General features: G+C 71.4%; 22 protein-coding genes. 9 read left to right on the top strand and 13 right to left on the bottom strand.

Going from position 1 to position 21,270, the window contains the following annotated elements; genetic code table 11:
• The gene (locus ACWIF2_RS23635; RefSeq protein WP_454362621.1) at positions 1–819 is read left to right on the top strand and encodes a hypothetical protein; all 819 of its coding nucleotides are present in this window, start codon (positions 1–3) and stop codon (positions 817–819) included.
• On the opposite strand, the gene ACWIF2_RS23630 is transcribed toward ACWIF2_RS23635, so the two are convergent.
• Positions 765–2,645, bottom strand: a complete 1,881-nt coding sequence (locus tag ACWIF2_RS23630; protein WP_454362620.1) for a serine/threonine-protein kinase — start codon at positions 2,643–2,645, stop codon at positions 765–767. The genes ACWIF2_RS23635 and ACWIF2_RS23630 overlap by 55 nt on opposite strands.
• A 146-nt stretch (positions 2,646–2,791) precedes the next feature.
• The gene (locus ACWIF2_RS23625) at positions 2,792–4,093 is read right to left on the bottom strand and encodes a DUF6986 family protein (RefSeq protein WP_454362619.1); all 1,302 of its coding nucleotides are present in this window, start codon (positions 4,091–4,093) and stop codon (positions 2,792–2,794) included.
• Between the two features lie 194 nt (positions 4,094–4,287).
• On the opposite strand from ACWIF2_RS23625, the gene ACWIF2_RS23620 reads away from it, so the two are divergent.
• The gene (locus ACWIF2_RS23620; protein WP_454362618.1) at positions 4,288–5,193 is read left to right on the top strand and encodes an endonuclease/exonuclease/phosphatase family protein; all 906 of its coding nucleotides are present in this window, start codon (positions 4,288–4,290) and stop codon (positions 5,191–5,193) included.
• Between the two features lie 57 nt (positions 5,194–5,250).
• Here ACWIF2_RS23620 and ACWIF2_RS23615 read toward each other — a convergent pair whose 3' ends face one another.
• The 4 genes from ACWIF2_RS23615 to ACWIF2_RS23600 all read right to left on the bottom strand — a co-directional run bounded on the left by ACWIF2_RS23615 (position 5,251) and on the right by ACWIF2_RS23600 (position 8,451).
• Complete coding sequence (locus tag ACWIF2_RS23615; RefSeq protein ID WP_454362617.1) at positions 5,251–6,213, bottom strand: electron transfer flavoprotein subunit alpha/FixB family protein; 963 nt, start codon at positions 6,211–6,213, stop codon at positions 5,251–5,253.
• A 231-nt stretch (positions 6,214–6,444) separates the two neighbouring features.
• Positions 6,445–7,233: an electron transfer flavoprotein subunit beta/FixA family protein gene (locus ACWIF2_RS23610; RefSeq protein ID WP_184595137.1), complete on the bottom strand. Its 789-nt coding sequence runs from the start codon at positions 7,231–7,233 to the stop codon at positions 6,445–6,447.
• A gap of 218 nt (positions 7,234–7,451) precedes the next feature.
• Positions 7,452–7,943, bottom strand: coding sequence for a flavin reductase family protein (locus tag ACWIF2_RS23605; protein WP_454362616.1), 492 nt, complete (start codon positions 7,941–7,943; stop codon positions 7,452–7,454).
• 94 nt (positions 7,944–8,037) lie between these two features.
• Positions 8,038–8,451 carry a thioredoxin family protein gene (locus ACWIF2_RS23600; protein WP_454362630.1) on the bottom strand — a complete coding sequence of 138 codons (414 nt, stop codon included), beginning with the start codon at positions 8,449–8,451 and terminating at the stop codon, positions 8,038–8,040.
• A 78-nt stretch (positions 8,452–8,529) separates the two neighbouring features.
• On the opposite strand from ACWIF2_RS23600, the gene ACWIF2_RS23595 reads away from it, so the two are divergent.
• Both ACWIF2_RS23595 and ACWIF2_RS23590 read left to right on the top strand, forming a co-directional pair.
• Positions 8,530–8,946 carry a DUF4395 domain-containing protein gene (locus ACWIF2_RS23595; RefSeq protein ID WP_454362615.1) on the top strand — a complete coding sequence of 139 codons (417 nt, stop codon included), beginning with the start codon at positions 8,530–8,532 and terminating at the stop codon, positions 8,944–8,946.
• A gap of 185 nt (positions 8,947–9,131) precedes the next feature.
• Positions 9,132–9,860, top strand: coding sequence for a lysophospholipid acyltransferase family protein (locus tag ACWIF2_RS23590; RefSeq protein WP_391105485.1), 729 nt, complete (start codon positions 9,132–9,134; stop codon positions 9,858–9,860).
• Between the two features lie 9 nt (positions 9,861–9,869).
• Here ACWIF2_RS23590 and ACWIF2_RS23585 read toward each other — a convergent pair whose 3' ends face one another.
• Positions 9,870–10,442 carry a transglutaminase domain-containing protein gene (locus ACWIF2_RS23585; protein WP_454362614.1) on the bottom strand — a complete coding sequence of 191 codons (573 nt, stop codon included), beginning with the start codon at positions 10,440–10,442 and terminating at the stop codon, positions 9,870–9,872.
• Positions 10,443–10,616: 174 nt separating this feature from the next.
• Here ACWIF2_RS23585 and ACWIF2_RS23580 point away from each other — a divergent pair, with 174 nt between their 5' ends.
• Positions 10,617–11,999: a hypothetical protein gene (locus tag ACWIF2_RS23580; RefSeq protein ID WP_454362613.1), complete on the top strand. Its 1,383-nt coding sequence runs from the start codon at positions 10,617–10,619 to the stop codon at positions 11,997–11,999.
• 10 nt (positions 12,000–12,009) lie between these two features.
• On the opposite strand, the gene ACWIF2_RS23575 is transcribed toward ACWIF2_RS23580, so the two are convergent.
• From ACWIF2_RS23575 to ACWIF2_RS23565, 3 genes are read right to left on the bottom strand one after another with little or no spacing between them, the layout of a single operon-like run.
• Positions 12,010–13,080 (bottom strand): threonine aldolase family protein, encoded by a 1,071-nt coding sequence (locus ACWIF2_RS23575; RefSeq protein ID WP_454362612.1) that lies wholly within the window; start codon positions 13,078–13,080, stop codon positions 12,010–12,012.
• On the bottom strand, positions 13,077–13,826 hold the full coding sequence (locus ACWIF2_RS23570) for an SDR family NAD(P)-dependent oxidoreductase (protein ID WP_454362611.1): 750 nt from the start codon (positions 13,824–13,826) through the stop codon (positions 13,077–13,079). The genes ACWIF2_RS23575 and ACWIF2_RS23570 overlap by 4 nt, the downstream gene beginning before the upstream one ends.
• A 50-nt stretch (positions 13,827–13,876) precedes the next feature.
• Complete coding sequence (locus tag ACWIF2_RS23565) at positions 13,877–15,274, bottom strand: DUF6421 family protein (protein ID WP_454362610.1); 1,398 nt, start codon at positions 15,272–15,274, stop codon at positions 13,877–13,879.
• A 250-nt stretch (positions 15,275–15,524) separates the two neighbouring features.
• On the opposite strand from ACWIF2_RS23565, the gene ACWIF2_RS23560 reads away from it, so the two are divergent.
• Positions 15,525–16,208: a glycerophosphodiester phosphodiesterase gene (locus tag ACWIF2_RS23560; RefSeq protein WP_454362609.1), complete on the top strand. Its 684-nt coding sequence runs from the start codon at positions 15,525–15,527 to the stop codon at positions 16,206–16,208.
• Here ACWIF2_RS23560 and ACWIF2_RS23555 read toward each other — a convergent pair.
• Positions 16,205–16,762 (bottom strand): GNAT family N-acetyltransferase, encoded by a 558-nt coding sequence (locus ACWIF2_RS23555; protein WP_454362608.1) that lies wholly within the window; start codon positions 16,760–16,762, stop codon positions 16,205–16,207. The two genes, ACWIF2_RS23560 and ACWIF2_RS23555, sit on opposite strands and share 4 nt — an antisense overlap.
• A 71-nt stretch (positions 16,763–16,833) precedes the next feature.
• Between ACWIF2_RS23555 and ACWIF2_RS23550 the strand changes: the two genes are divergently transcribed.
• Positions 16,834–17,226, top strand: a complete 393-nt coding sequence (locus ACWIF2_RS23550) for a VOC family protein (protein ID WP_454362607.1) — start codon at positions 16,834–16,836, stop codon at positions 17,224–17,226.
• Between the two features lie 2 nt (positions 17,227–17,228).
• Here ACWIF2_RS23550 and ACWIF2_RS23545 read toward each other — a convergent pair whose 3' ends face one another.
• Entirely contained in the window at positions 17,229–18,143 is a 915-nt protein-coding gene (locus ACWIF2_RS23545) for an N-acetyltransferase family protein (protein ID WP_454362606.1), read from the bottom strand.
• Positions 18,144–18,315: 172 nt separating this feature from the next.
• Here ACWIF2_RS23545 and ACWIF2_RS23540 point away from each other — a divergent pair, with 172 nt between their 5' ends.
• Both ACWIF2_RS23540 and ACWIF2_RS23535 read left to right on the top strand, forming a co-directional pair.
• Complete coding sequence (locus tag ACWIF2_RS23540; protein WP_454362605.1) at positions 18,316–19,092, top strand: VOC family protein; 777 nt, start codon at positions 18,316–18,318, stop codon at positions 19,090–19,092.
• A gap of 82 nt (positions 19,093–19,174) precedes the next feature.
• Positions 19,175–20,227, top strand: a complete 1,053-nt coding sequence (locus ACWIF2_RS23535) for an aldo/keto reductase (protein ID WP_454362604.1) — start codon at positions 19,175–19,177, stop codon at positions 20,225–20,227.
• A 112-nt stretch (positions 20,228–20,339) separates the two neighbouring features.
• On the opposite strand, the gene ACWIF2_RS23530 is transcribed toward ACWIF2_RS23535, so the two are convergent.
• Positions 20,340–20,888, bottom strand: coding sequence for a MarR family winged helix-turn-helix transcriptional regulator (locus ACWIF2_RS23530; RefSeq protein ID WP_454362629.1), 549 nt, complete (start codon positions 20,886–20,888; stop codon positions 20,340–20,342).
• Positions 20,889–21,270: the final 382 nt, after the last annotated feature.

The following is a 21,270-nucleotide window of genomic DNA, read 5'->3' as shown; positions in this document are numbered from 1 at the left end:
ATGGATCACCCCACCGATCGCACGCTGCGGGCACTCGGCCTGGCCGAGGCGCCGCGCGAGCATCCGCTGCTGTATCCGGGCGCGTGGCCGGCCGACTCCGGGCTCCTCGACGGGGACCGTTTCCTGCCGCTGGAACGGCTGGTGTACGAGGACCGCACGCCGGTCCTCGCCATCGGCTCCAACGCCTGTCCGGGACAACTGCGGCACAAGATGGCCGAGTTCGGGATCATGTCCCCGCTCCCGATGGTGAAGACCCGGGTGCGGGGTGTCGACGCGGGCGTCTCGGCGCATGTGAGCCGCATGGGGTACATGTCCGCCTCACCCGTCAGCGCCCCGGACACCGTGCGGGAGCTGTTCGTCCTCTGGCTCGACGACGAGCAGCTCGCGGTGATCGACGCGAGCGAGGGCGCGCCCGTGCCGAGCGGCAACTTCAACCGTGCCTGGCTGCCCGCGCCCGATGTGCGGATCGACCTCGCGGACGGCACCCGGCTGCCGGGCGCGTACGCGTACGTCAACCGGCACGGGGTCCTGCACGACGGCACCGGCGCGCCGCGCACCCACCCGGGCCAGCGGGCGCTGCTCACCGAGCTGCTCTCCGGCCTGCCGCGGTTCAGGGAGCTCTTCGGCGTCGTGCCCGAGGAGTTCAGCGCGCGGGCCCGGGGTGACCGGCGGTTGTGCGAGCGGGGCACACGGCTGTTCATCGAGGAGAAGCTGGTGACCGCCTCCGGCCTGGAGCGGTACGTCGGCTCCGGGGCGACGGGGTCTCAGCAGACCGGGAGCCCGGGGACCGGCGCGTCGTTGTCCCCGCCCTTGACGTAGACGTCGCTGACCCAGACGTCCGTGTTGCCGCTGTCGTCGTCGGTCTTCGCCCACCAGACGTTGGTCCACCGGCCGTCCGTCTCGCGGCGGCCCAGGTTCTGCTGGCAGTAGAAGTAGTTGGTGCCCGCGTTGAGGATTCCGACCTTGGTGCCGGAGGCGGTGTAGGAGTCGGCGGTCTTCCAGACCTGGCAGTTGTACTTGCCGCCGCCGATGGCGTGGCAGGCCGGTTCGGGAGCGGGGGTTGCCGAACCGCCGCCCGTCCCGCCATTGCCGGCACCGCCTCCGGTGTCGCTGCCTCCTGAGGTGCCCGGTGTCCCTCCGGTCGCGCCGCCGGAGGACTCGGCGGGGGCCGGGGTGGCCGCCCGGCCGGTGGGCTCGGGGTCCTTCTTGTCGCCGGGCTTCTCGGACGGGGCCTTGCCCTTCTCGTCGCCCTGCTGTGTGGGCCGGGGAGCGTTCGAGCCGTCGTCGGTGCGCCCCGGCTCGGAGGAGGCCGCGGCATCCGCACGGGCGGCGTCGGGCCGGGCGCCCGCCGCCTTGTCACCGGAGTCGCTGAGGACGGCGGCCGTGACACCGGCGGCGGCGATGACCACGGTGGCGGCCGCGGCGGCGAGCAGGGCACGGGACCTACGGCGGGGCGGGCGGCCGGAGTTCACCGGACCCGTGGGGGCGGAGGCGCCGGGGGCGGTGTTCTCCGGGTCGGACGGCCCGAAGCCGTGCGGGCCGGGTCCCGAGCCGTACGGGCCGGACCCTGATCCGGCCGCCCCGGCAGGTGCGCCGGCTCCGAAAGCCGCCGGCGTCCCGGGGCCGGGGGTGCCCGGGGCCTCGTCAGGCCCGGCGGTGCCCGGCCGTACCTGCTGCGGTGGTCCGAACCCCGGCGGTACCGCCGGAACACTGCGCTCCGTCTCCGGGCGCGGGGGCGAGGGCGACGCCGCGGGGTCGCGCAGCGGAGAGGTCGGCGTGTCCGTACCGCCCGAGTCCGCCACCGACTGGAGCAGCTCTCGGGCCCGGTCGGCCTCCGGGCGGGCCTCGGGACGCTTGTCCATCAACTGCTGGAGGACGGGGCCGAGAGCGCCGGCTCGCGCGGGCTCCGGCAGCGGCTCGGTGACGATCGCCGTGAGCGTCGAGAACGTGGACGTACGGCGGAAGGGCGAGGCCCCCTCGACGGCCGCGTACAGCGTGGCGCCCAGGGCCCAGATGTCGGAGGCGGGGCCCGGGTCGGAGCCCTGGGCACGCTCGGGGGCCAGGTAGTCGAGGGAGCCGACGAGTTCGCCGCTGCGGGTCAGGTGGGTGGCCGAACCGTCGCCCGGGTCGTCCATGGTGGCGATGCCGAAGTCGGTGAGGACGACCCGGCCCGAGCGGTCGAGCAGGATGTTGCCGGGCTTCACGTCTCGGTGCAGGACACCCACCTGGTGGGCGGCGGACAGCGCGTCCATGACCTTGGCGCCGATCCCGGCCGCCTCGCCCGGGTCGAGCGTGCCGCGTTCGCGCAGGACGTCGTCCAGGGACGGCCCGTCGACCAGTTCCATGACGATGAGCGGCCGGCCGTCGATCTCCGCGATGTCGTGCACGGCGATGACGCCGGAGTGGCGCACCCGGGCCGCCGCACGTGCCTCGCGCTGCATCCGCAGCCGCAGAGCGGCCAGTTCGGGGCCGGCCACGTCGGTGTAGGTGCGCAGTTCCTTGACGGCGACCTCGCGGCCGAGGACCTCGTCGACGGCCTTCCAGACGACGCCCATGCCGCCGCGTCCCAGCTGGGCCGTGACGCGATAGCGGCCCGCCAGCAGCCGGCCGGCTCCCTCGGTCTGCCCGTGCTCCCCCGTTGACACCGCTGCCCCGTTCCTGAGACCCCATTGGATCCACCGACACGTCAGTACGTGGCGTACAGAGTACGGGGCGGCGATGACGACGACAGCCGGCGGTGACGGCTGTGACAGGGCCGGTACGTGCCTCCACGACCGCGGGAGGCAGGCCGTCAGGCAGAGGCCGTCAGGTCCGCCCGCCTGGGCGTCGCGAAGCTCTCCAGGTCGGCACGGGTCAGGCCGGTCAGCCGGGCGACCTCGCCGATGTCGAGGGCGCCGCAGTCCAGGCCGCGCAGCAGGTAGCCGCTGAGGGCCTTGGCGGTGGCGGGCTCGTCCATGACGTCGCCGCCGGTGCGGTTGGCGTAGCGGGCGAGACGGGCGGCGGCCTGCTCGTAGCCCTCGCGGTAGAAGGCGAAGACGGCCGCGTACCGGGTCGGGATGTGGCCGGGGTGCATGTCCCAGCCCTGGTAGTAGGCGCGGGCCAGGGCGCGCCGGGTGAGGCCGTAGTGCAGGCGCCAGGCGGCGTGCACCTTCTCGGTGGGGCCGACGGGCAGCACATTGGTGGAGCCGTCCGAGACGCGGACGCCGGTGCCGGCCGCCGCGACCTGCATGACGGCCTTGGCGTGGTCGGCGGCGGGGTGGTCGCCGGCCTGGTGGGCGGCGGAGACGCCGAGGCAGGCGCTGTAGTCGAAGGTGCCGTAGTGCAGGCCGGTGGCGCGGCCCTCGGCGGCCTGGATCATACGGGCGACGGTGGCGGTGCCGTCGGCGGCGAGGATGGACTGGCTGGTCTCGATCTGGATCTCGAAGCCGATCCGGCCTGGCTCCAGGCCGTGGGTCTTCTCGAAGGCGTCCAGCAGTCGCGCCATGGCGGTGACCTGCTCGGCGTACGTCACCTTGGGCAGGGTGAGCACCAGCCCGCCGGGCAGGCCGCCGGCCTCCATCAGGCCGGTGAGGAAGATGTCGAGGGTGCGGATGCCCCGGTCGCGTACGGGCGCCTCCATGCACTTCATCCGGATGCCCATGTACGGCGCCGCGGTACCGTCCGCATACGCCTCCGCGATCAGCCGGGCGGCGCGGGCGGCGGCCTCGTCCTCCTCGGCGTCGGGGCGGTTGCCGTAGCCGTCCTCGAAGTCGACGCGCAGGTCCTCGATCGGCTCGCGCTCCAGCTTGGCGCGCACGCGCGCGTGGACGGGCTCGGCGAGTTCCTCGGCGAGGCCGAGGACGGCGGCGAAGGAAGCGGCGTCCGGGGCGTGCTCGTCGAGGGCCGCGAGGGCCCGGTCGCCCCAGGAGCGGACGGTGTCGGCGGCGAAGACGTCGCCGGGTACGTAGACGGTGTGGACGGGCTGGCGGGTGCCGGGGTCCCCGGGGTAGCGGCGCTCCAGCTCCGCGTCGACCGGCGCGAGGGAGGCGCTGATCTCCTCGCTGATGGCGCCCGCGAGGCTGGTCGCCACCTTCTCCTGCTGGCCCTGACCCATTCCGAGACCCTCCTATTTTCCGCTGTACGGAATCAATAGTCCGTAGAGTGAAGTTATCGGCCGACCTTCGCCCTGGTCAACACCGTCTCGAGGTGGGATTCCCCATCCTTCACCCTTGATCACTGCCGACCCGCCCTCATCTTCCGTATTCAGAGGGCAAGCTTCATCCTGACGTGCAAGGGGAGGGAGACCACGTGCCGAACGAGGTCCGAGTGACGCGCCGCCACGGGCTCAAGGCAGCGGCGGCCGCCGCCATCGCGGGACCGCTGCTCACCACCGCGGGCCCCACACATCCCGCTTCCGCCGGCGAGCACCCGGGCGCCCTGGACGTCATGACGTTCAACGTCCGCTTCGGGACCGTCGTCGACAGGACACCGCGCTGGGAGGTACGCCGACCGGTGATGCGAGAACTGCTGCGCCGCGAGCGACCGCACATCATCGGCACCCAGGAAGGGCTCTACCGGCAAGTGCGCGCGATCGAGAAGGATCTCGGCGAGCACTACGACTGGATCGGCACCGGACGCGGGGGCGGCAGCAAGGACGAGTTCATGGCGATCTTCTACGACACGCGCAGACTCGACCCGATCGAGTTCGATCACTTCTGGCTGTCCGACACTCCGTACACGATCGCCTCGAACACCTGGGACGCGGACTGGCTGCGCATGGTGACCTGGGTCCGTTTCGCCGATCTCGCCGACGGGGGACGGGAGTTCTACGTCCTCAACACCCATCTGGACAGCGTCAGCCAGTACGCCCGGGAACGCTCGGCGGGGCTCATCGGCGAGACGATCGCCGGGTGGGACCGGTCGTTACCGGTCGTCGTCACCGGCGACTTCAACGCGGCCGCTCACGACAACCGGGTGTACGACCTCATGCTGGACATCGGACTGGTGGACGCCTGGGACGCGGCGGCCTCGCGGGGTCCGGCGTACGGGACGCACCACGGCTACCGGGAGCTCAGGCCCGGCGGGCGGCGCATCGACTGGATCCTCACCACGCCCGGGGTGACCACGCACTGGGCCGGGATGAACACCTTCTCCGTGGACGGGACGTACCCGAGCGACCACCTGCCGGTGCAGGCCTCGATGACCCTGGGATGAGAAGAGGCCCCCATGACCGTTCGCGCGGTCACGGGGGCCTTCCACAGCCGGGGTCGATCAGCCCTTGCGGGTCTTGATCTCCTCGGTGAGGGCGGGGACGACGTCGAAGAGGTCGCCGACGATGCCGTAGTCGACGAGGTCGAAGATCGGGGCCTCGGCGTCCTTGTTGATCGCGACGATGGTCTTCGAGGTCTGCATGCCGGCGCGGTGCTGGATCGCGCCGGAGATGCCGGAGGCGATGTACAGCTGCGGCGACACGGACTTGCCGGTCTGGCCGACCTGGTTGGTGTGCGGGTACCAGCCCGCGTCCACCGCGGCACGCGAGGCACCGACAGCGGCACCGAGGGAGTCGGCGAGGGCCTCGATGATCGCGAAGTTCTCCGCGCCGTTGACGCCACGGCCACCGGAGACCACGATCGCGGCCTCGGTCAGGTCCGGACGGCCCGTCGACTCACGCGGGGTGCGGCCGGTGACCTTGGTACCGGTGGCCTGCGCGGAGAAGGTCACGGACAGCGCCTCGACCGCACCGGCGGCCGGGGCGGCCTCGACGGCGGCGCTGTTGGGCTTGACCGTGATGACCGGGGTGCCCTTGGAGACACGGGACTTGGTGGTGAAGGACGCGGCGAACACCGACTGGGTGGCCACCGGGCCCTCGTCGCCGGCCTCCAGGTCGACGGCGTCGGTGATGATGCCCGAGCCCAGACGCAGCGCCAGACGGGCGGCGATCTCCTTGCCCTCGGCGGAGGACGGCACCAGCACGGCGGCCGGGGACACGGCCTCGTGCGCGGCCTGGAGGGCGTCGACCTTCGGTACGACCAGGTAGTCGGCGTACTCGACGGCCTCGTGGGTGAGGACCTTCACCGCGCCGTGCTCGGCGAGGGTGGCGGCGGTGTCGGCGGCGCCGTTGCCCAGCGCGACGGCGACCGGCTCGCCGATGCGGCGGGCCAGGGTCAGCAGCTCCAGGGTGGGCTTGCGGACGGCGCCGTCCACGTGGTCGACGTAGACGAGAACTTCAGCCATGGGACTTCTTCTCTCCTGCTTGCGAAAGATGAGGGGCGGTCAGCGAATGCCGGGCGGGTCTGTTCTGAGCTTCCCCGTCGTCCGTGCGAAGCACGGGCGCAGCGGCGTTCGGTGCGTGGCCTCGTTGTGCGCCGTCCCTGGTCATGTGGCGGAGCCACCTGTCCAGGGGCGGCGTGCGGCGAGGGCGCGTGCCGGGCGTCGGGGCGCAGGCGGGGAAACTCAGAACAGGCCCTAGATGAACTTCTGGCCCGCGAGGAACTCAGCGAGCTGCTTGCCGCCCTCGCCCTCGTCCTTGACGATCGTGCCCGCGGTGCGGGCCGGGCGCTCGGCCGCGTTGTCGACCGTGGTGTAGGCACCCTCCAGGCCGACCTCCTCGGCCTCCAGGTCCAGGTCGGACAGGTCCCAGGACTCCACCGGCTTCTTCTTGGCCGCCATGATGCCCTTGAAGGAGGGGTAACGCGCCTCGCCCGACTGGTCGGTCACCGACACGACCGCCGGCAGGGAGGCTTCCAGGCTCTCCGTGGCGGCGTCGCCGTCGCGGCGGCCCTTGACCGTGCCGTCCTCGACCGACACCTCGGACAGCAGGGTGACCTGCGGGACGCCCAGACGCTCGGCCAGCAGCGCGGGGACGACGCCCATGGTGCCGTCGGTGGAGGCCATACCGGAGATGACCAGGTCGTAGCCGGCCTTCTCGACGGCCTTGGCCAGGACCAGGGAGGTGCCGATGGCGTCGGTGCCGTGGATGTCGTCGTCCTCGACGTGGATCGCCTTGTCGGCGCCCATGGACAGCGCCTTGCGCAGCGCGTCCTTGGCGTCCTCGGGGCCCACCGTCAGCACGGTGATCTCCACGTCGTCGTCGGAGTTCTCGGAGATCTGCAGCGCCTGCTCGACCGCGTACTCGTCGAGCTCGGAGAGCAGACCGTCCACGTCGTCCCGGTCGACGGTCAGGTCATCGGCGAAGTGCCGGTCGCCAGTGGCGTCGGGCACGTACTTCACAGTGACAACGATCCTCAAGCTCACGCCGGCTCTCCTACTGCATCGTCATTTCTCGGCTGCCTACTTGCAGGCAGCATAGGTGCCTCAAGCGGCCGATTCCGGTCGGGGCGACCCACGCTCCGAGCGAAATATTACTCGTCAGTACACCTAGTTCATTCCCGCTAAGCAAGCGCTTTGAACTGTGACCTTCGCAACGCAGCGTAACCGGAACTCGACGGTCCCGCAGCCCGGGGGCACGCCCCTCAGTCGGGCAGTCTCAGGAAACGCCCCTGGTGATAGAGGAGCGGACGGCCGGTGCCCGTGGGGTCCCCGTGCAGGACCTCGGCGAGCACGAGCCGGTGGTCTCCGGCGGGCACGCGGGCGACGACCCGGGCCACCAGCCAGGCGAGCACGCCGTCGAGCAGGGGGACGCCCTCGGGCCCCTCCCGCCAGACGGTGGGCGGGGAGAAGCGGTCGGCTCCGTTGCGGGCGAAGGTGGCGGCCAGCTCCTGCTGGTGCTCTCCCAGGATGTGGACGCCGACATGATCGGTCGCCGCGATCGCGGGCCAGCTGGAGGAGCCGGTGCCGACACCGAAGGACAGCAGGGGCGGTTCGGCGGAGACGGAGGCGAGGGAGGTGGCGGTGAAGCCCACCGGACCGGTGTCGCCACGAGCGGTGATCACGGCGACTCCCGCCGCGTGCCGCCGGAAGACCGAGCGCAGAAGGTCGGGCGTGGCGAGAAGGTCCGAAGGCATGGGGTCAGGCTGACGATAAATGGTGTGCGCAGTCAAGTTCGTTCCGTGATGTGGGAGATGGCTCACTGGCGCACCCTCCGGCCGCGCCCGCACCTCACACCGCCTCCCCCAGCGCGGCGATCACATCGGCCTTGCGCGGCTGCCCGGTGGCCCGCCGCACCACCCGGCCGTCGGCGTCGAGGACCAGCACGGTCGGGGTCTTGAGGATGTCCAGCCGCCGTACGAGGTCCAGATGGGCCTCGGCGTCGATCTCGACGTGGGTCACTCCAGGGACCACACCGGCGACCTCTCCGAGGACCCGCCGGGTCGCCCGGCAGGGCGCGCAGAACGCGCTGGAGAACTGCACGAGCGTGGCCCGCTCGCCGAGTTCCGCGCCCAGCTCCGACGCATCGAGCCGCTTGCCGTCGTCCCGCCCGCGCACTCGCACTCTCCCGCTCCGCCGCCGTTGCAGCACTCCGTAGGCGCTCGCCGCCGCGAGCACCAGTACACACACCACCAGTCCGGTCATCATCTGCTTCTAGCGTTCACGAGACCGCAAAGATTCCCGCGCCCTCAACGGCGCCGTGTTGCGGAATGCTTGGTTCCCATGGACATCGACGCAAGAGGGCCGCGTTTCGGCGCGGCCGTGACGACCGTCGTCCTGGCGGTCGTTCTGGTCACGGGAAGCGCCTGGCTGCTGGCCTGGCAGACGCTGGCGTTCCTGCTCGGCGCGGCGGGCGGGGTGAGCCGGTCCCCCTACGGCTGGCTGTTCCGGAAGGCCGTACGGCCGCGGCTCGGGCCGCCGACCGAGTTCGAGGCGCCCGAACCGCCGCGTTTCGCCCAGGCGGTGGGGCTGCTCTTCGCCGGGCTCGGGCTCGTCGGCTACACCCTGGGACCCGACTGGCTGGGACTCGCGGCGACCGGCGCGGCGCTCGCGGCGGCCTTCCTCAACGCCGCGTTCGGGTACTGCCTGGGCTGCGAGTTGTACCTGCTCGTACGGCGAGTGGCGGTACGCGCGGAGTAATACGGGCGTAAAAGCACGAGGTGGGATCACGCGGCGACGTGACGAGAATCTCCTCCCCGGCGGGCACGAGGACTGGCTACCCGGCCGTTCTTCGGGCACGATCTGCGACAAGCCGTAAACCTACGGCTGCGTAACTTCCGCTGGGAATCCCTTCCCAGGCAGAGCAGGAAGGGTCCGGCCCGCCCATGGCAGAGCTCGTCTACCGTCCCGTCGTCGGTTTCGCCCGCACGCTGTTCAAGGTGTGGGACCTCAAGATCGACCTCCAGGGTTCGGAGAACATCCCGCGCTCGGGCGGCGCCGTGCTGGTGAGCAATCACATCAGCTACCTGGACTTCGTCTTCGACGGCCTGGCGGCCCTCCCGCAGAAACGTCTCGTACGTTTCATGGCGAAGGAGTCCGTCTTCCGGCACCGGGTCTCGGGCCCGCTGATGCGCGGAATGAAGCACATCCCGGTGGACCGCAAGCAGGGCGAGACGGCCTACGCACACGCCCTGGACTCGCTGCGGTCGGGCGAGATCGTCGGGGTCTTCCCCGAGGCCACCATCTCGCAGTCGTTCACGCTGAAGAGCTTCAAGTCGGGCGCCGCGCGCATGGCGCAGGAGGCCGGCGTCCCCCTGATCCCGATGGCGGTGTGGGGGACTCAGCGGCTGTGGACGAAGGGCCACCCCCGCAACTTCAAGCGCAGCCACATCCCCATCACGATCCGGGTCGGCGAGGCGATCGAGGCCTCCCGCGACAAGTACGCGGGTGCGATCACGCGTCAGCTGCGCGAGCGCGTCCAGGAGCTCCTCGAGGCCGCCCAGCGCGCCTACCCCGTGCGTCCGAAGGGCCCGGAGGACACCTGGTGGATGCCTGCCCACCTCGGCGGCACGGCACCGACTCCGGAGCAGGTGCGGGCGGCGGAGGCGCACTGACCGGGTGCCTCACAGCACGGTGGGGAGTGTCTCCCACAGGTGGGGCCGGTCACGGGCCGAAGTGAGGACGTCGAGCACGGCCGGATGAGGCGCGGCATAGAGGACCGGGCAGTCCGTTTCGCCGGACGCCGGATCGGGCGTGAAGGCGAGCCGCTCGGCGTCGAGGGAGAACCGCGCGTCCACACCCGGCTTGTTGCCCCGGGGGTCCTGCCGGTGCCACGCGCCGTTGAACCGCACGGCGACCAGACCGTGCACCACCTCCAACTGCTGATAGCACAACGCGGTCGGGATGCCCTCGGCCCGCAGCAGCGCCGCGAGCGCGTGGGCCTTGGCGTAGCAGATCCCGGTGCCCTGCTCCAGGACGTCGGAGGCGCGCCAGGTGACGCGGAGGTCGCCCGAGTCCTGCGAGTGCGGGATGGTGTCGCGCACGAATTCGAACGCCGCCTGCGCATACTCATACGAGTCCCCCACACCCTTGGCCAGCTCGGCCGCCGTGGCGCGAACGAGCGGATGATGGTGGTCGATCACTTCGTCAGCGGCCAAGTAGGCAGACAGGTCTGGGGTTTCCTGGATCAGCTGCATACGGACAGAGCATAGGAACGGCACCACTCCTCGGTCAATGTATTTTCGATGAGCCGTATACCTATGCATCCATGAGAAGAACGGCTGAACACCGCCGCAACCACCTGCCCGACCACAACCCTTCCCCCGCGCCACCGGTCTCGGCCTCCGCAGATCCGTGACTAGGGGGAAGACATGAAACACCCATACCGCTTACTGGCCGCCGCACTCGTCTCCTGCGCCCTGGCGGCGGCCGGAGCCGGGGCCGTGCCCGCGTACGCCATGGAGAACCAGCTGTGGATCAGCGCACCGTACGAGACGGTGCTGCCCGGCGCGGACGCGAACGGCGACGCACGGGCGCGCACCCTGGCCGTGCAGGTCAGCCGCGACGTCGCCGACGACAGCCTGCCGGCCGGGCAGCTGACGGTCGACGTGAGCGAGATCGCCTCGTTCGCGCGGGTGTCGTGGCCCGCGAACTGCGTGCCCGAGTCGGATGTGCGGGCGGTCTGCGCCGTCCCGGGGATGCCCGCTGGGACGGACACCGTGCAGGCCGCCACGTTCGAATTGCGCGCGCTGCCGGGCGCGGACGTCAGCGCCTCGGGGTACGTGCGCTACTCGGCCGCCGCCGGAGAGGCGACGTCCCACCCGGGCGAGACCCGGGTGGGCGTGGGCAACGGGCCGGACCTCGGGCTCAGCCAGGACGACTGGCAGCGAGACCTCAGGCCGGGCTCGGAGACGAGCGTGCGGGCGACGCTGTCCAACAGCGGCAACCGCACCGCGGAGCGCACCCTGCTCTGGCTCAACGCCTCGTACGGGCTGCGCTTCAAGGAGCGGCACGCGAACTGCGAGTACCGGGAACACGAAACCGGCACGTCCGCCCTGTGCGTGCTGGACGAATCGGTGGCGCCCGGGCAGCAGTACGCGCTGAAGACCGGACTGGGCGTCGGGCGCAAGGCGATGTACGAGCGGTTCGACCACTCCGTCCACCCCTACTCGGACGAGGCACTCGCGGAGATGCGCGGCGAGTGGACCTGGACCCGGGGCACGGCGGCCGAGCTCGACCCGCGTCCGGTGACCGCCGCCGGGGCCACGGCGGCGGATCCCGACATCGACCCTCAGGACAACTACCGGACCGTCATCCTCGACGCCCGGAACACCGCCGACCTGAAGCTCACCGGCAGCAGGGTGAGCGGTGGCGCAGGTGACACCGTGACCGCCCGTGTCACCGTGCACAACCGGGGCCCGGCCTGGGTGGCGTCGCTGGGCGCGGGCGCGTCGGTGGCCACGGTGAGGTTCCGGGCGCCGGAGGGCACCACGGTCGTGCTCCCGCCGGAGGCGGAGTGCTGGACGCAGCCGGAAGAGCCGGAGGAGGATTCCGTCACGACCTACTTCTGCCGGACGCCGATCTACCTGCACGACAAGGCGTCGTACACCTTCGAGATCCCCTTGCGGATCGACCGTGTGGTGCGCGGCGCACGCGCCACGGTCGTCACCGTCAACGACGATCCCGAACTGAGCATCAGGGAGTTCGACCCGAACCTGCGCAACAACAGGACGGAGATCGTCGTCAACCGGTGAACCGCACGGGTCAGCGGGCCATCTCCTCCTTGAGCGCCGCCACGAACGTGTCCACGTCCTCCTCGGTCGTGTCGAAGGCGCACATCCAGCGGACGTCACCCGCGGCCTCGTCCCAGAAGTAGAAACGGAACCGCTTCTGCAGACGCTCGGTCACCTCGTGCGGCAGACGGGCGAACACCGCGTTGGACTGCACGGGGTAGAGGATCTCCACCCCGTGCACGGCGCGTACGCCCTCGGCGAGGCGCTGGGCCATCTCGTTGGAGTGGCGGGCGTTGCGCAGCCACAGGTCCCGGGCGAACAGGGCCTCCAGCTGCACCGACACGAAGCGCATCTTGGAGGCGAGCTGCATGGACAGCTTGCGCAGGTGCTTCATATGGCGGACTGCGTCCTGGTTCAGGACCACGACGGCCTCGCCGAACAGGGCGCCGTTCTTGGTGCCGCCCAGAGAGAGGAGGTCGACGCCGGCGGCGTCGGTGAACGCCCGCATCGGGACGTTCAGGGTGGCGGCGGCGTTGGCCAGCCGGGAGCCGTCCAGATGCACCTTCATGCCGTGCGCGTGGGCGTGCTCGCAGATGGCGCGTATCTCGTCCGGCGTATAGGCCGTGCCCAGTTCGGTGGTCTGGGCGAGGGAGACGACCTGCGGCATCGCGCGGTGCTCGTCGTCCCAGCCGTACGCCTGCCGGTCGATCAGCTCGGGGGTGAGCTTGCCGTCGGGCGTCGCAACGGTGAGCAGCTTCAAGCCGCCGACCCGTTCCGGGGCCCCGCACTCGTCGACGTTGATGTGCGCGCTCTCGGCGCAGATCACCGCGCCCCAGCGGTCGGTGACCGCCTGGAGGGCGACGACGTTCGCGCCGGTGCCGTTGAAGACGGGGAACGCCTCGGCCGTGGCGCCGAAGTGGCTGCGGACGACGCTCTGCAGGTTCTCGGTGTACGCGTCCTCGCCGTACGAGACCTGGTGCCCGCCGTTGGCCAGGGCCAGTGCGGCGAGCACCTCCGGGTGGGCGCCGGCGTAGTTGTCGCTGGCGAAACCACGGACTTCCGGGTCGTGATGACGGCGCGCGTCGGTCTTCGGCGGGTTCACGGCTTCTCGGTGAGCCACAGACGGTTTCCGTTCACTTCGGCGGCGGGCTTGTCCCAGACACCCACGACGGCCTCGGCCAGGTCCTTGACGTCGGTGAAGCCCGCGAACTTCGCGTTGGGTCGCTCGGCGCGCATCGCGTCGTGCACCAGCGCCTTCACCACCAGGATGGCAGCGGCGGACGTCGGGCCCTCGGCGCCCCCCGCCTTGCGGAAGGCGTCGGCCAGCGCCAGCGTCCAGGCCTCGGCGGCGGCCTTGGCCGCGGCGTACGAGGCGTTGCCCGCGGTCGGTTTGGTGGCACCGGCCGCGCTGATCAGCAGATACCGTCCGCGCTCGCTGCGCTGCAGGGCCTCGAAGAAGGCCAGCGACGTGTGCTGCACGGTGCGGATGAGCAGTAGCTCCAGGAAGTCCCAGTCGTCGAGACTCGTCTTGATGAAGGTCTCGCTGCCGCGCCAGCCGCCCACGAGGTGGACCAGGCCGTCGACGCGGCCGAACTCCTTCTCGATGTGAGCGGCCCAGTCACGGGTCGACTGGAGGTCCAGCAGGTCGACCGGTTCGCCGGTGACGGCCGCGCCGCCCGACGCGTAGCGGGCCGCGTCCACGGCCTCCGCGAGCCGCTCGGGATCGTTGTCGGCGGCGGCGACGGTCGCCCCCGCCTCGGCCAGTCGCAGCAGCGCCGCGCGGCCCGCGGGCCCACCCGCGCCGGCCACCGCGATCACCGCACCGCTGAGAGCTCCGTTCCCCGCCATCTTCTTCGCCTCCTGAGCAGTGTTCTCGGTTCCGCGGAGGATTCCGCCGCTCACGCGGCGATCCGCTCGGCGCCGTCCGCCGTGATGCCCTTGGTCGAGGCGATCACGTTCTTCAGCTTCTTGGACAGTGCCTCATAGAACATGCTCAGCGGAAACTCGTCCGGAAGCACGTCATCGACGAGTTTCCGGGGCGGCTGCGTCACATCCAGGGCCTCGGGGCCCTTGGCCCACTTCGAGCCCGGGTGCGGGGAGACGTACGTGGAGACCAGCTCGTATCCGGCGAACCAGTGGACGAGCTTGGGGCGGTCGATGCCGTCGCGGTACAGCTGCTCGATCTCGGCGCACAGCTCGTTGGTGACCTGCGGGGCGCGCTCCCAGTCGATGGTCAGCTTGTTGTCGGTCCAGCGGACGACGTCGTGCTTGTGCAGGTAGGCGAAGAGGAGCTGGCCGCCGAGGCCGTCGTAGTTGCGCACGCGCTCGCCGGTGACCGGGAAGCGGAACATACGGTCGAAGAGCACCGCGACCTGCACGTCACGGGCCTGCGGGACGCCCTCGCCCGAGAGTTTCACGGCCTCCTTGAAGGCGGTGAGGTCACAGCGCAGCTCCTCCAGGCCGTACATCCAGAACGGCTGCCGCTGCTTGATCATGAACGGGTCGAAGGGCAGGTCGCCGTGGCTGTGGGTGCGGTCGTGGACCATGTCCCACAGGACGAACGCCTCCTCGCAGCGCTTCTGGTCGTGGACCATCGCGGCGACGTCCTCGGGCAGCTCGAGGCCCAGGATGTCGACCGCGGCGTCGGTCACCCGGCGGAAGCGGGCGGCCTCGCGGTCGCAGAAGATGCCGCCCCAGCTGAACCGCTCGGGTGCCTCGCGCACGGCGATGGTCTCGGGGAACAGGACGGCGGAGTTGGTGTCGTAGCCGGCCGTGAAGTCCTCGAACTTGATGCCGCAGAACAGCGGGTTGTCGTAGCGCGTGCGCTCCAGTTCGGACAGCCAGTCCGGCCAGACCATGCGCAGCACGACCGCTTCGAGGTTGCGGTCCGGGTTGCCGTTCTGCGTGTACATCGGGAAGACGACCAGGTGCTGGAGGCCGTCCGCGCGGCTCGCGGCGGGCTGGAAGGCCAGTAGGGAGTCGAGGAAGTCGGGCACCTGGAAGCCGCCGTCGGCCCACCGGCGCAGGTCCTTGACCAGGGCCTCGTGATAGGCGGCGTCGTGCGGGAGCAGCGGGGAGAGCTCGAGTACCGCGTCGGCGGCCCTGCGGACGGCCAGCTCGGCGTCGGCGGGGTCCGGCGCGCCCTCGGCGTCGAAGTCGATCGACCCGTCCTTGGACTGCCATGGCCGGATCCGCTCCACGGCATCCTTGAGCACGGGCCATGCCGGGTGCTCCACCACCCTGGCCACGGGAGGAACCAGGTCCTCCGAACCCACCTGCACAAGAATTTCCGTCATGTCCCACCTTCCACGGGAGAATCTCGCGTACCTCGACCGTATACACACGAGGTTCCTCCCAGCAAGGGCAGTCTCCGAAAATTATCCTGCCTCACCCTGTGGGTCACCGCACTTTTTCCTGCCGGTCATGCTTCTGCCCCTATGTGCGCCGACCATGCCCTCGCCCTCTGCAGAGGGCGGGTACAGGCGATACGGTCCAGGTGGGCCGTAAGGCCCCCAGTGCCGCCTGTCGACGGAAGAGAGTCGCGTCTTGAACTTCCTCACCATCGGTCACCGCGGAATCATGGGTGTGGAACCCGAGAACACCCTCCGGTCCTTCGTCGCCGCCCAGGAGGCCGGCCTCGACGCCATCGAACTCGACCTGCATCTGAGCAAGGACGGCGCGCTCGTCGTCATGCACGACACGGACGTGGACCGCACGACCGACGGCAGCGGGCCCATCGCCGAGAAGACACTCGCCGAGCTGCGCGCCCTGGACGCGGGCCGGGGCGAGCGGGTGCCGGTGTTCGAGGAGGTCCTGGAGGCCGTCCAGTCACCGCTCCAGGCGGAGATCAAGGACGCGCAGGCGGCGCGGGCGCTGGCCGAGGTGATGAACCAGCGCGGGCTGGCCGGCCGGGTGGAGGTGTCCTCGTTCCACGACGAGGCGATCGCCGAGATCAAGCCACTGGTACCGGGTGTGCGTACCGCGTTGATCGCCAGCCGCTACGGCACCGACATCGTGGACCGCGCCGTCGTGGTCGGCGCCGAGACCGTCTGCCTGAACATCCGGCGGCTCACCCTGGAGGTCGTCGAGCGTGCGCGCAAGGCGGACCTGCGGATCATCGGCTGGGTGGTGAACACGCAGGACCATCTGCGGCTCGTCCGGGCGTTCGGCCTGGACGGCGCGACCACCGACCACCCGGACATCAAGCGCACGGGCCGTTTCACGGCCTAGGCCGACTGGCCGAGCTCCTTGACCAGCAGCTCGAACCTCAGGTCGTCGCGCTGGGGGATGCCGAAGCGCTCGTCGCCGTACGGGAAGGGGGTCATCCGTCCCGTACGGCGGTAGCCGCGCCGCTCGTACCAGGCGATGAGGTCGTCGCGTACGGATATCACGGTCATGTGCATCTCCGTCACGCCCCATGCCGCGCGGGCCAGGCTCTCCGCCTCCGCGATGATCACCTTGCCGAGGCCCTCGCCCTGGAGCCGGGGGCTAACGGCGAACATCCCGAAGTAGGCGTGGTCGCCGCGGTGCTCGAGCTGGCAGCACGCGACGATCCCGCCGTCCCGCTCCACGGTCAGCAACCGGCTGTCGGCCGACTTGATGACGGCCAGCACGCCCTCCGGGTCGGTCCGCTGCCCCTCGAGAATGTCCGCCTCGGTGGTCCACCCGGCCCGGCTGTCGTCGCCCCGGTACGCCGACTCGATCAGCGCGACCAGCTCGTCCACGTCGGCGTCGGTGGCATCGCGGAAGGTCAGTCCGGTGGCGGCGGTGTCGGCGGTGTCCATGGGCGTACGTCTCCCTTTCCGGGCGTGGCTGGGGCATGGACGAGAGTAGCGCCGACACTAGGCTCTCGTGCATGGTGCATGTACTCAGCAGCCGGATCCTGCTCCGCCCGTCCGACCCCGAGCGGTCCCGTGCCTTCTACGGCGAACAGCTGGGCCTTGCCGTCTACCGGGAGTTCGGCACGGGTCCCGAGCGCGGCACGGTCTACTTCACGGGCGGTGGCTTCCTCGAGGTCGCGGGCCGGTCCGAGACTCCCCCGTCGCCCGCCGTACGGCTCTGGCTCCAGGTCGACGACGTGGCCGCGGCCGCCGAGGAGCTGCGGGCGAAGGGCGTCGAGATCGTGCGGCCGCCGGTGAAGGAGCCGTGGGGACTGGTCGAGATGTGGATCGCGGACCCGGACGGTACGCCGATCGTGCTCGTCGAGGTCCCGGCGGACCACCCGATGCGGTACAGGCCCGGCATCTGAGGTCACCCGGGGCGGTGCTCCCAGCCCCGGTCGGTACGGGTGAGTTCGCAAAAGCCCGCGCCCGCCAGGAGGTCGAGCCTGGCGCTGTCGGCGGCCGTTTCGTAGGCGACGAGCCGGTCGACGCCGCACAGGCGGAGCCAGTCGGCGGCCTGGCCCAGCAGCCAGTGCTCCAGGCCGGTGCCGTGCCGCGCGGGGTCGACATGGAGGTTGCCGATGTCGGCCAGGCCCGCGGCGCGGGCGTGCCGTTCGGGGCGGGCCAGGGCCGTGTCCACCTCGACGAAGCCGAGGGGGCGCGCGTCGGCGAAGGCCGTGAACCGGGTGCCGCACTCCCCCAGCGTCCGTTCGACCGTGACGCCCGGCCGGGGTTCGTGCGCCGGCAGTTCGGCGACCCGGGCGATCAGGATGACCTCGGTGTCGCCGACGTGCTGGAATCCCGCGCGCTCGTAGACGGCCCGGATGTGCGGCCAGTTGCGGGGCAGGCCGTGGACGAGCGGGGCGGGCAGTGCTCCGTCGGCGTACCGGACGCGGACATTCCAGCGGGCCAGCTGTGCCAGGCAGGCCCGCATCAGCAGGTCGGCGGCCCGGTCGGCGTCCGGCCAGTGCGACGCCGTCGGGCGGTGGACGAACCAATTGATCTCCGCGACGTCCCGATAGGTCTCGCCGACCTCGGCGTCCGCGCGGTAGCGGAGCAGATGGGCCGCGGCGACGACGCAGCCGCGCTGCTCGGCGACGAGCGTCGTCCGCTCGGCCACCCACGGGTCGGTGATGAACTCGCCGGGCTGCCGCTCCAGCTCGCCGAGAACGGTGTTCACGGAGACGGAGACGCCGGGGACGACCGCCGCCACGTGCATGTTGACCAGCTCGGTGAGCTGGTCGCGGTCGGCTCGGCGGAAGGGGCGCACCTCGAGTGCGGGCATGGGGAACCTCCGGGCAGGTGAAGGAGCTGGAGGCCGCCACGCGGTGCGGTACGGGGTGAGGGTACGCCGGGGCCGGTGGAGCACACCAGTGGGTTTTCCCGGATGGCAGGGAGCCCCGGGCGCGGCTTAGCGTGCTGGAGGGAGCTGCCTCGCCGCTCGCGGAAGGAACGCCATGAAGCTCGACGCACCGGTGACCGGCGGGCCCTGCTGGGCCGAGCTGGGGACCAGTGATCTCCAGGCGGCGCAGCGGTTCTACACGCGGCTGTTCGGCTGGCGTCCGGAGACCGATCCGCGCCAGCAGGCGGGCGGCTACACCGTCGCGCACCTCGGGGAAGCGGCCGTCGCCGCGCTCACCCCGCTGTACCAGCCATCGCAGCCGGTCGCGTGGAACGTGTCGTTCGCGGTGACCGACGCGGACGCCACGGCGCGTGCGGTGACGGGGGCGGGCGGGGCGGTGCTGTTCGGCCCGATGGACGTGTTCGACGTGGGCCGTCTCGTGGTGGCCGCCGACCCGGGCGGTGCCGTCTTCCAGCTGTGGCAGGCCGGGACCTTCCCGGGCGCCGGGCTGTTCAACGCGCCCGGTTCGCTGGGCTGGGTGGAACTGTTCACGCGGGAACCCGGGCAGGCCGTCGCCTTCTACACACGGGTGTTCGGCTGGAGCGTCAACGCCTCGGCGCGGTACCGGCGCTGGGGCGTCGGCGGTGCGGACTTCGGCGGGATGGTGTCCATGGACGACAAGTTCCCGCCGGAGGTGCCGGCGCACTGGCTGCCGTACTTCGCGGTGGCGGACGTGGACGCCGCGACCGCTGTCGTCCAGCGGCACGGCACCGTCCTGATGGTGCCCACCTCCGTGCCCGACGGACCGCGCATCGCGGTGCTGCGGGATCCGCAGGGGGCGATGTTCGGCGTGTACCGGGCAGGCGAGGACGGCTGGGGCGACGGTGGGTGAGCCCGGGGGCGTGGCTTGTGCTGAAGTGCGCTCCAGCTCCTAGCGTCGTGCGTACGACCTGCTGCCCGGAGGGGAAGAGACCGTGCATTACACACTGTTCGGCAAGACCGGCCTGCGCGTGAGCGAGCTGTGCCTCGGCGCCATGACCATCGGCGACGACTGGGGCTGGGGCGCCGGCAAGGAGACCAGCGCCCGGATCGTCGACGCGTACGCGGAGGCGGGCGGCAACTTCATCGACACCGCCAACAACTACACCGACGGCAGCTCGGAACGCATCCTCGGGGAGCTGCTGGAGGACCGGCGCGACGGGTTCGTGCTGGCCAGCAAGTACACCTGCGGGATCCGCGACGGCGATGTCAACGCCGCGGGCAACCACCGCAAGAACCTGGTCCAGTCGGTGGAGGCGAGCCTGGAGCGGCTGCGCACCGACCGGCTCGACGTGCTGTGGGTGCACGCGCGGGACAACTTCACACCGGTCGAGGAGGTCATGCGGGCGCTGGACGACCTGGTCCGCGCGGGCAAGGTGCTGTACGTCGGGGTCTCGGACTGGCCCGCCTGGGAGATCGCCCAGGCCAACACGCTGGCGGAGCTGCGGGGCTGGACGGCGTTCGCCGGATCGCAGTTGCGCTACAGCCTGCTGGAACGCACCCCCGAGCGTGAACTGCTGCCCCAGGCCCGGGCGTTCGACCAGGCGGTGCTGGCGTGGGCGCCGCTGGCGGCCGGGAAACTGACCGGCAAGTACCGCAGGGGTGAGGCGGGGCGGCTGGACACGACGGGCGGTGACATCGACCCGCGCGAGGAGGCGGTGATCAGCGCCGTCCTGGAGGTCGCCGAGCAGGGCAGCTGGAGTCCGGCCCAGGTGGCGCTGGCCTGGCTGCTGGCCCGGCCGGGCAACGTGGTCCCGATCATCGCGGCGACCAAGGAGAGCCAGCTCGCCGACAACCTGGGCAGCGTCGACGTCCGCCTGGACGAGGACGCCCTCGCCCGCCTCGACGAGGTGAGCGCGGTACCGCTCGGCTTCCCTCACGACTTCGTCCGCGAACCGGCCATCACCCGCAACATCTACGGCGACCGCTGGCGGGCCATCGACGACCGCCGCTCCACGCACCGCCGCACGGCACACGAGATCCTCTGACGGCCGGCCCGGCCCCCCGGCCCGGCATCCGCAGCCCAGGCCGAGGCCGGACCGGGCCCGCTCGGATCGGCAGCCGAACCACTCCCGACCGGCAGCGACGCGGCCCGGCCGCTCAGGCCCGGAGCACGCCCAGGCGGCCCTCCAATTGGCCGAGCAACTCCCCGAGCAGGGCTGCGAGTTCGCCCTGTTCGGGGGCGTCCAGGCCGGACAGGACCGCTGTCTCGTACGCGAGCTGGGCGGGCAGGACGCCGTCGACGAGTTCGCGTCCGGCGTCGGTGAGGCGGAGGTGCGCGACGCGGCGGTCCCTGCTGTCGCTCCGGCGTTCCACCAGGCCGCGTTCGGTCAGCTGCTTGAGGCGTTTGGTGACGGCGGCGCCCGAGGAGAAGGTCTCCCGGGCCAGCTCCCCAGGGGTCAGTTCGTGCCCGGTGCGGCGCAGCGCGCCCAGCAGATCGAACTCCGGGCGGCTCAGACCCGCCCGGCGCAGCGGCGCGTCCTCGGCCTGCTGCAGGAGGGCGGCACAGCGGTTGATCCGGCCGATGACCTCCATCGGCCCGGTGTCGAGCCCGGGGTGCACGGCCTGCCACTGCCGCACGACACCGGCCACGGTGTCGCCCCGCCGGCCACCGGCCGGGGCGCCTTCGGCCGAGGGGGCCTGGCCGATCGAATCCCCTCCGGCCGGACGGGCCTCGCGGGCTGCCCGCCGGTCGGCAGGCTGCTCCCCGACCGCGGGTGCCTCGTCGGCCGACTCCCCTCCGGCCGCATGGACCCCGTCGGCTGCCCACCGGCCGGCAGACTGCTCCCCGACCTCGTGGGCATCGTGGGCCGACTCCCCTCCGGCCGTACGGATCCCGTCGGCCGCCCACCGGCCGGCAGGCTGCTCCCGGACCACGGGGACATCGTCGGCAGGCTGCTCCCGGACCACGGGGACATCGTCGGCAGGCTGCTCCCCGGCCTCGTGGGCCCCGGCGGCCAGGTCCCCTCCGGCCGGCCGCGCCCGGTCGGCCGCACGCCCCTCGGCGAGGTCGTCGCCCGCCCGTCGGGCC

It is taken from the genome of Streptomyces sp. NPDC055506, from assembly GCF_053643595.1.
The sequence above is the reverse complement of the archived record's forward strand: the minus strand, read 5'-3'. Positions and strand labels throughout refer to the sequence as shown.

Excerpts from the sequence above, each read along its gene's own strand:
- ACWIF2_RS23635 (WP_454362621.1), top strand. The coding sequence starts at position 1 with ATGGATCACCCCACCGATCGCACGCTGCGGGCACTCGGCCTGGCCGAG.
- ACWIF2_RS23625 (WP_454362619.1), bottom strand. The coding sequence starts at position 4,093 with ATGGGTCAGGGCCAGCAGGAGAAGGTGGCGACCAGCCTCGCGGGCGCC.
- ACWIF2_RS23615 (WP_454362617.1), bottom strand. The coding sequence starts at position 6,213 with ATGGCTGAAGTTCTCGTCTACGTCGACCACGTGGACGGCGCCGTCCGC.
- ACWIF2_RS23605 (WP_454362616.1), bottom strand. The coding sequence starts at position 7,943 with ATGCCTTCGGACCTTCTCGCCACGCCCGACCTTCTGCGCTCGGTCTTC.
- ACWIF2_RS23600 (WP_454362630.1), bottom strand. The coding sequence starts at position 8,451 with ATGACCGGACTGGTGGTGTGTGTACTGGTGCTCGCGGCGGCGAGCGCC.
- ACWIF2_RS23595 (WP_454362615.1), top strand. The coding sequence starts at position 8,530 with ATGGACATCGACGCAAGAGGGCCGCGTTTCGGCGCGGCCGTGACGACC.
- ACWIF2_RS23590 (WP_391105485.1), top strand. The coding sequence starts at position 9,132 with ATGGCAGAGCTCGTCTACCGTCCCGTCGTCGGTTTCGCCCGCACGCTG.
- ACWIF2_RS23585 (WP_454362614.1), bottom strand. The coding sequence starts at position 10,442 with ATGCAGCTGATCCAGGAAACCCCAGACCTGTCTGCCTACTTGGCCGCT.
- ACWIF2_RS23580 (WP_454362613.1), top strand. The coding sequence starts at position 10,617 with ATGAAACACCCATACCGCTTACTGGCCGCCGCACTCGTCTCCTGCGCC.
- ACWIF2_RS23570 (WP_454362611.1), bottom strand. The coding sequence starts at position 13,826 with ATGGCGGGGAACGGAGCTCTCAGCGGTGCGGTGATCGCGGTGGCCGGC.
- ACWIF2_RS23565 (WP_454362610.1), bottom strand. The coding sequence starts at position 15,274 with ATGACGGAAATTCTTGTGCAGGTGGGTTCGGAGGACCTGGTTCCTCCC.
- ACWIF2_RS23555 (WP_454362608.1), bottom strand. The coding sequence starts at position 16,762 with ATGGACACCGCCGACACCGCCGCCACCGGACTGACCTTCCGCGATGCC.
- ACWIF2_RS23550 (WP_454362607.1), top strand. The coding sequence starts at position 16,834 with ATGGTGCATGTACTCAGCAGCCGGATCCTGCTCCGCCCGTCCGACCCC.
- ACWIF2_RS23545 (WP_454362606.1), bottom strand. The coding sequence starts at position 18,143 with ATGCCCGCACTCGAGGTGCGCCCCTTCCGCCGAGCCGACCGCGACCAG.
- ACWIF2_RS23540 (WP_454362605.1), top strand. The coding sequence starts at position 18,316 with ATGAAGCTCGACGCACCGGTGACCGGCGGGCCCTGCTGGGCCGAGCTG.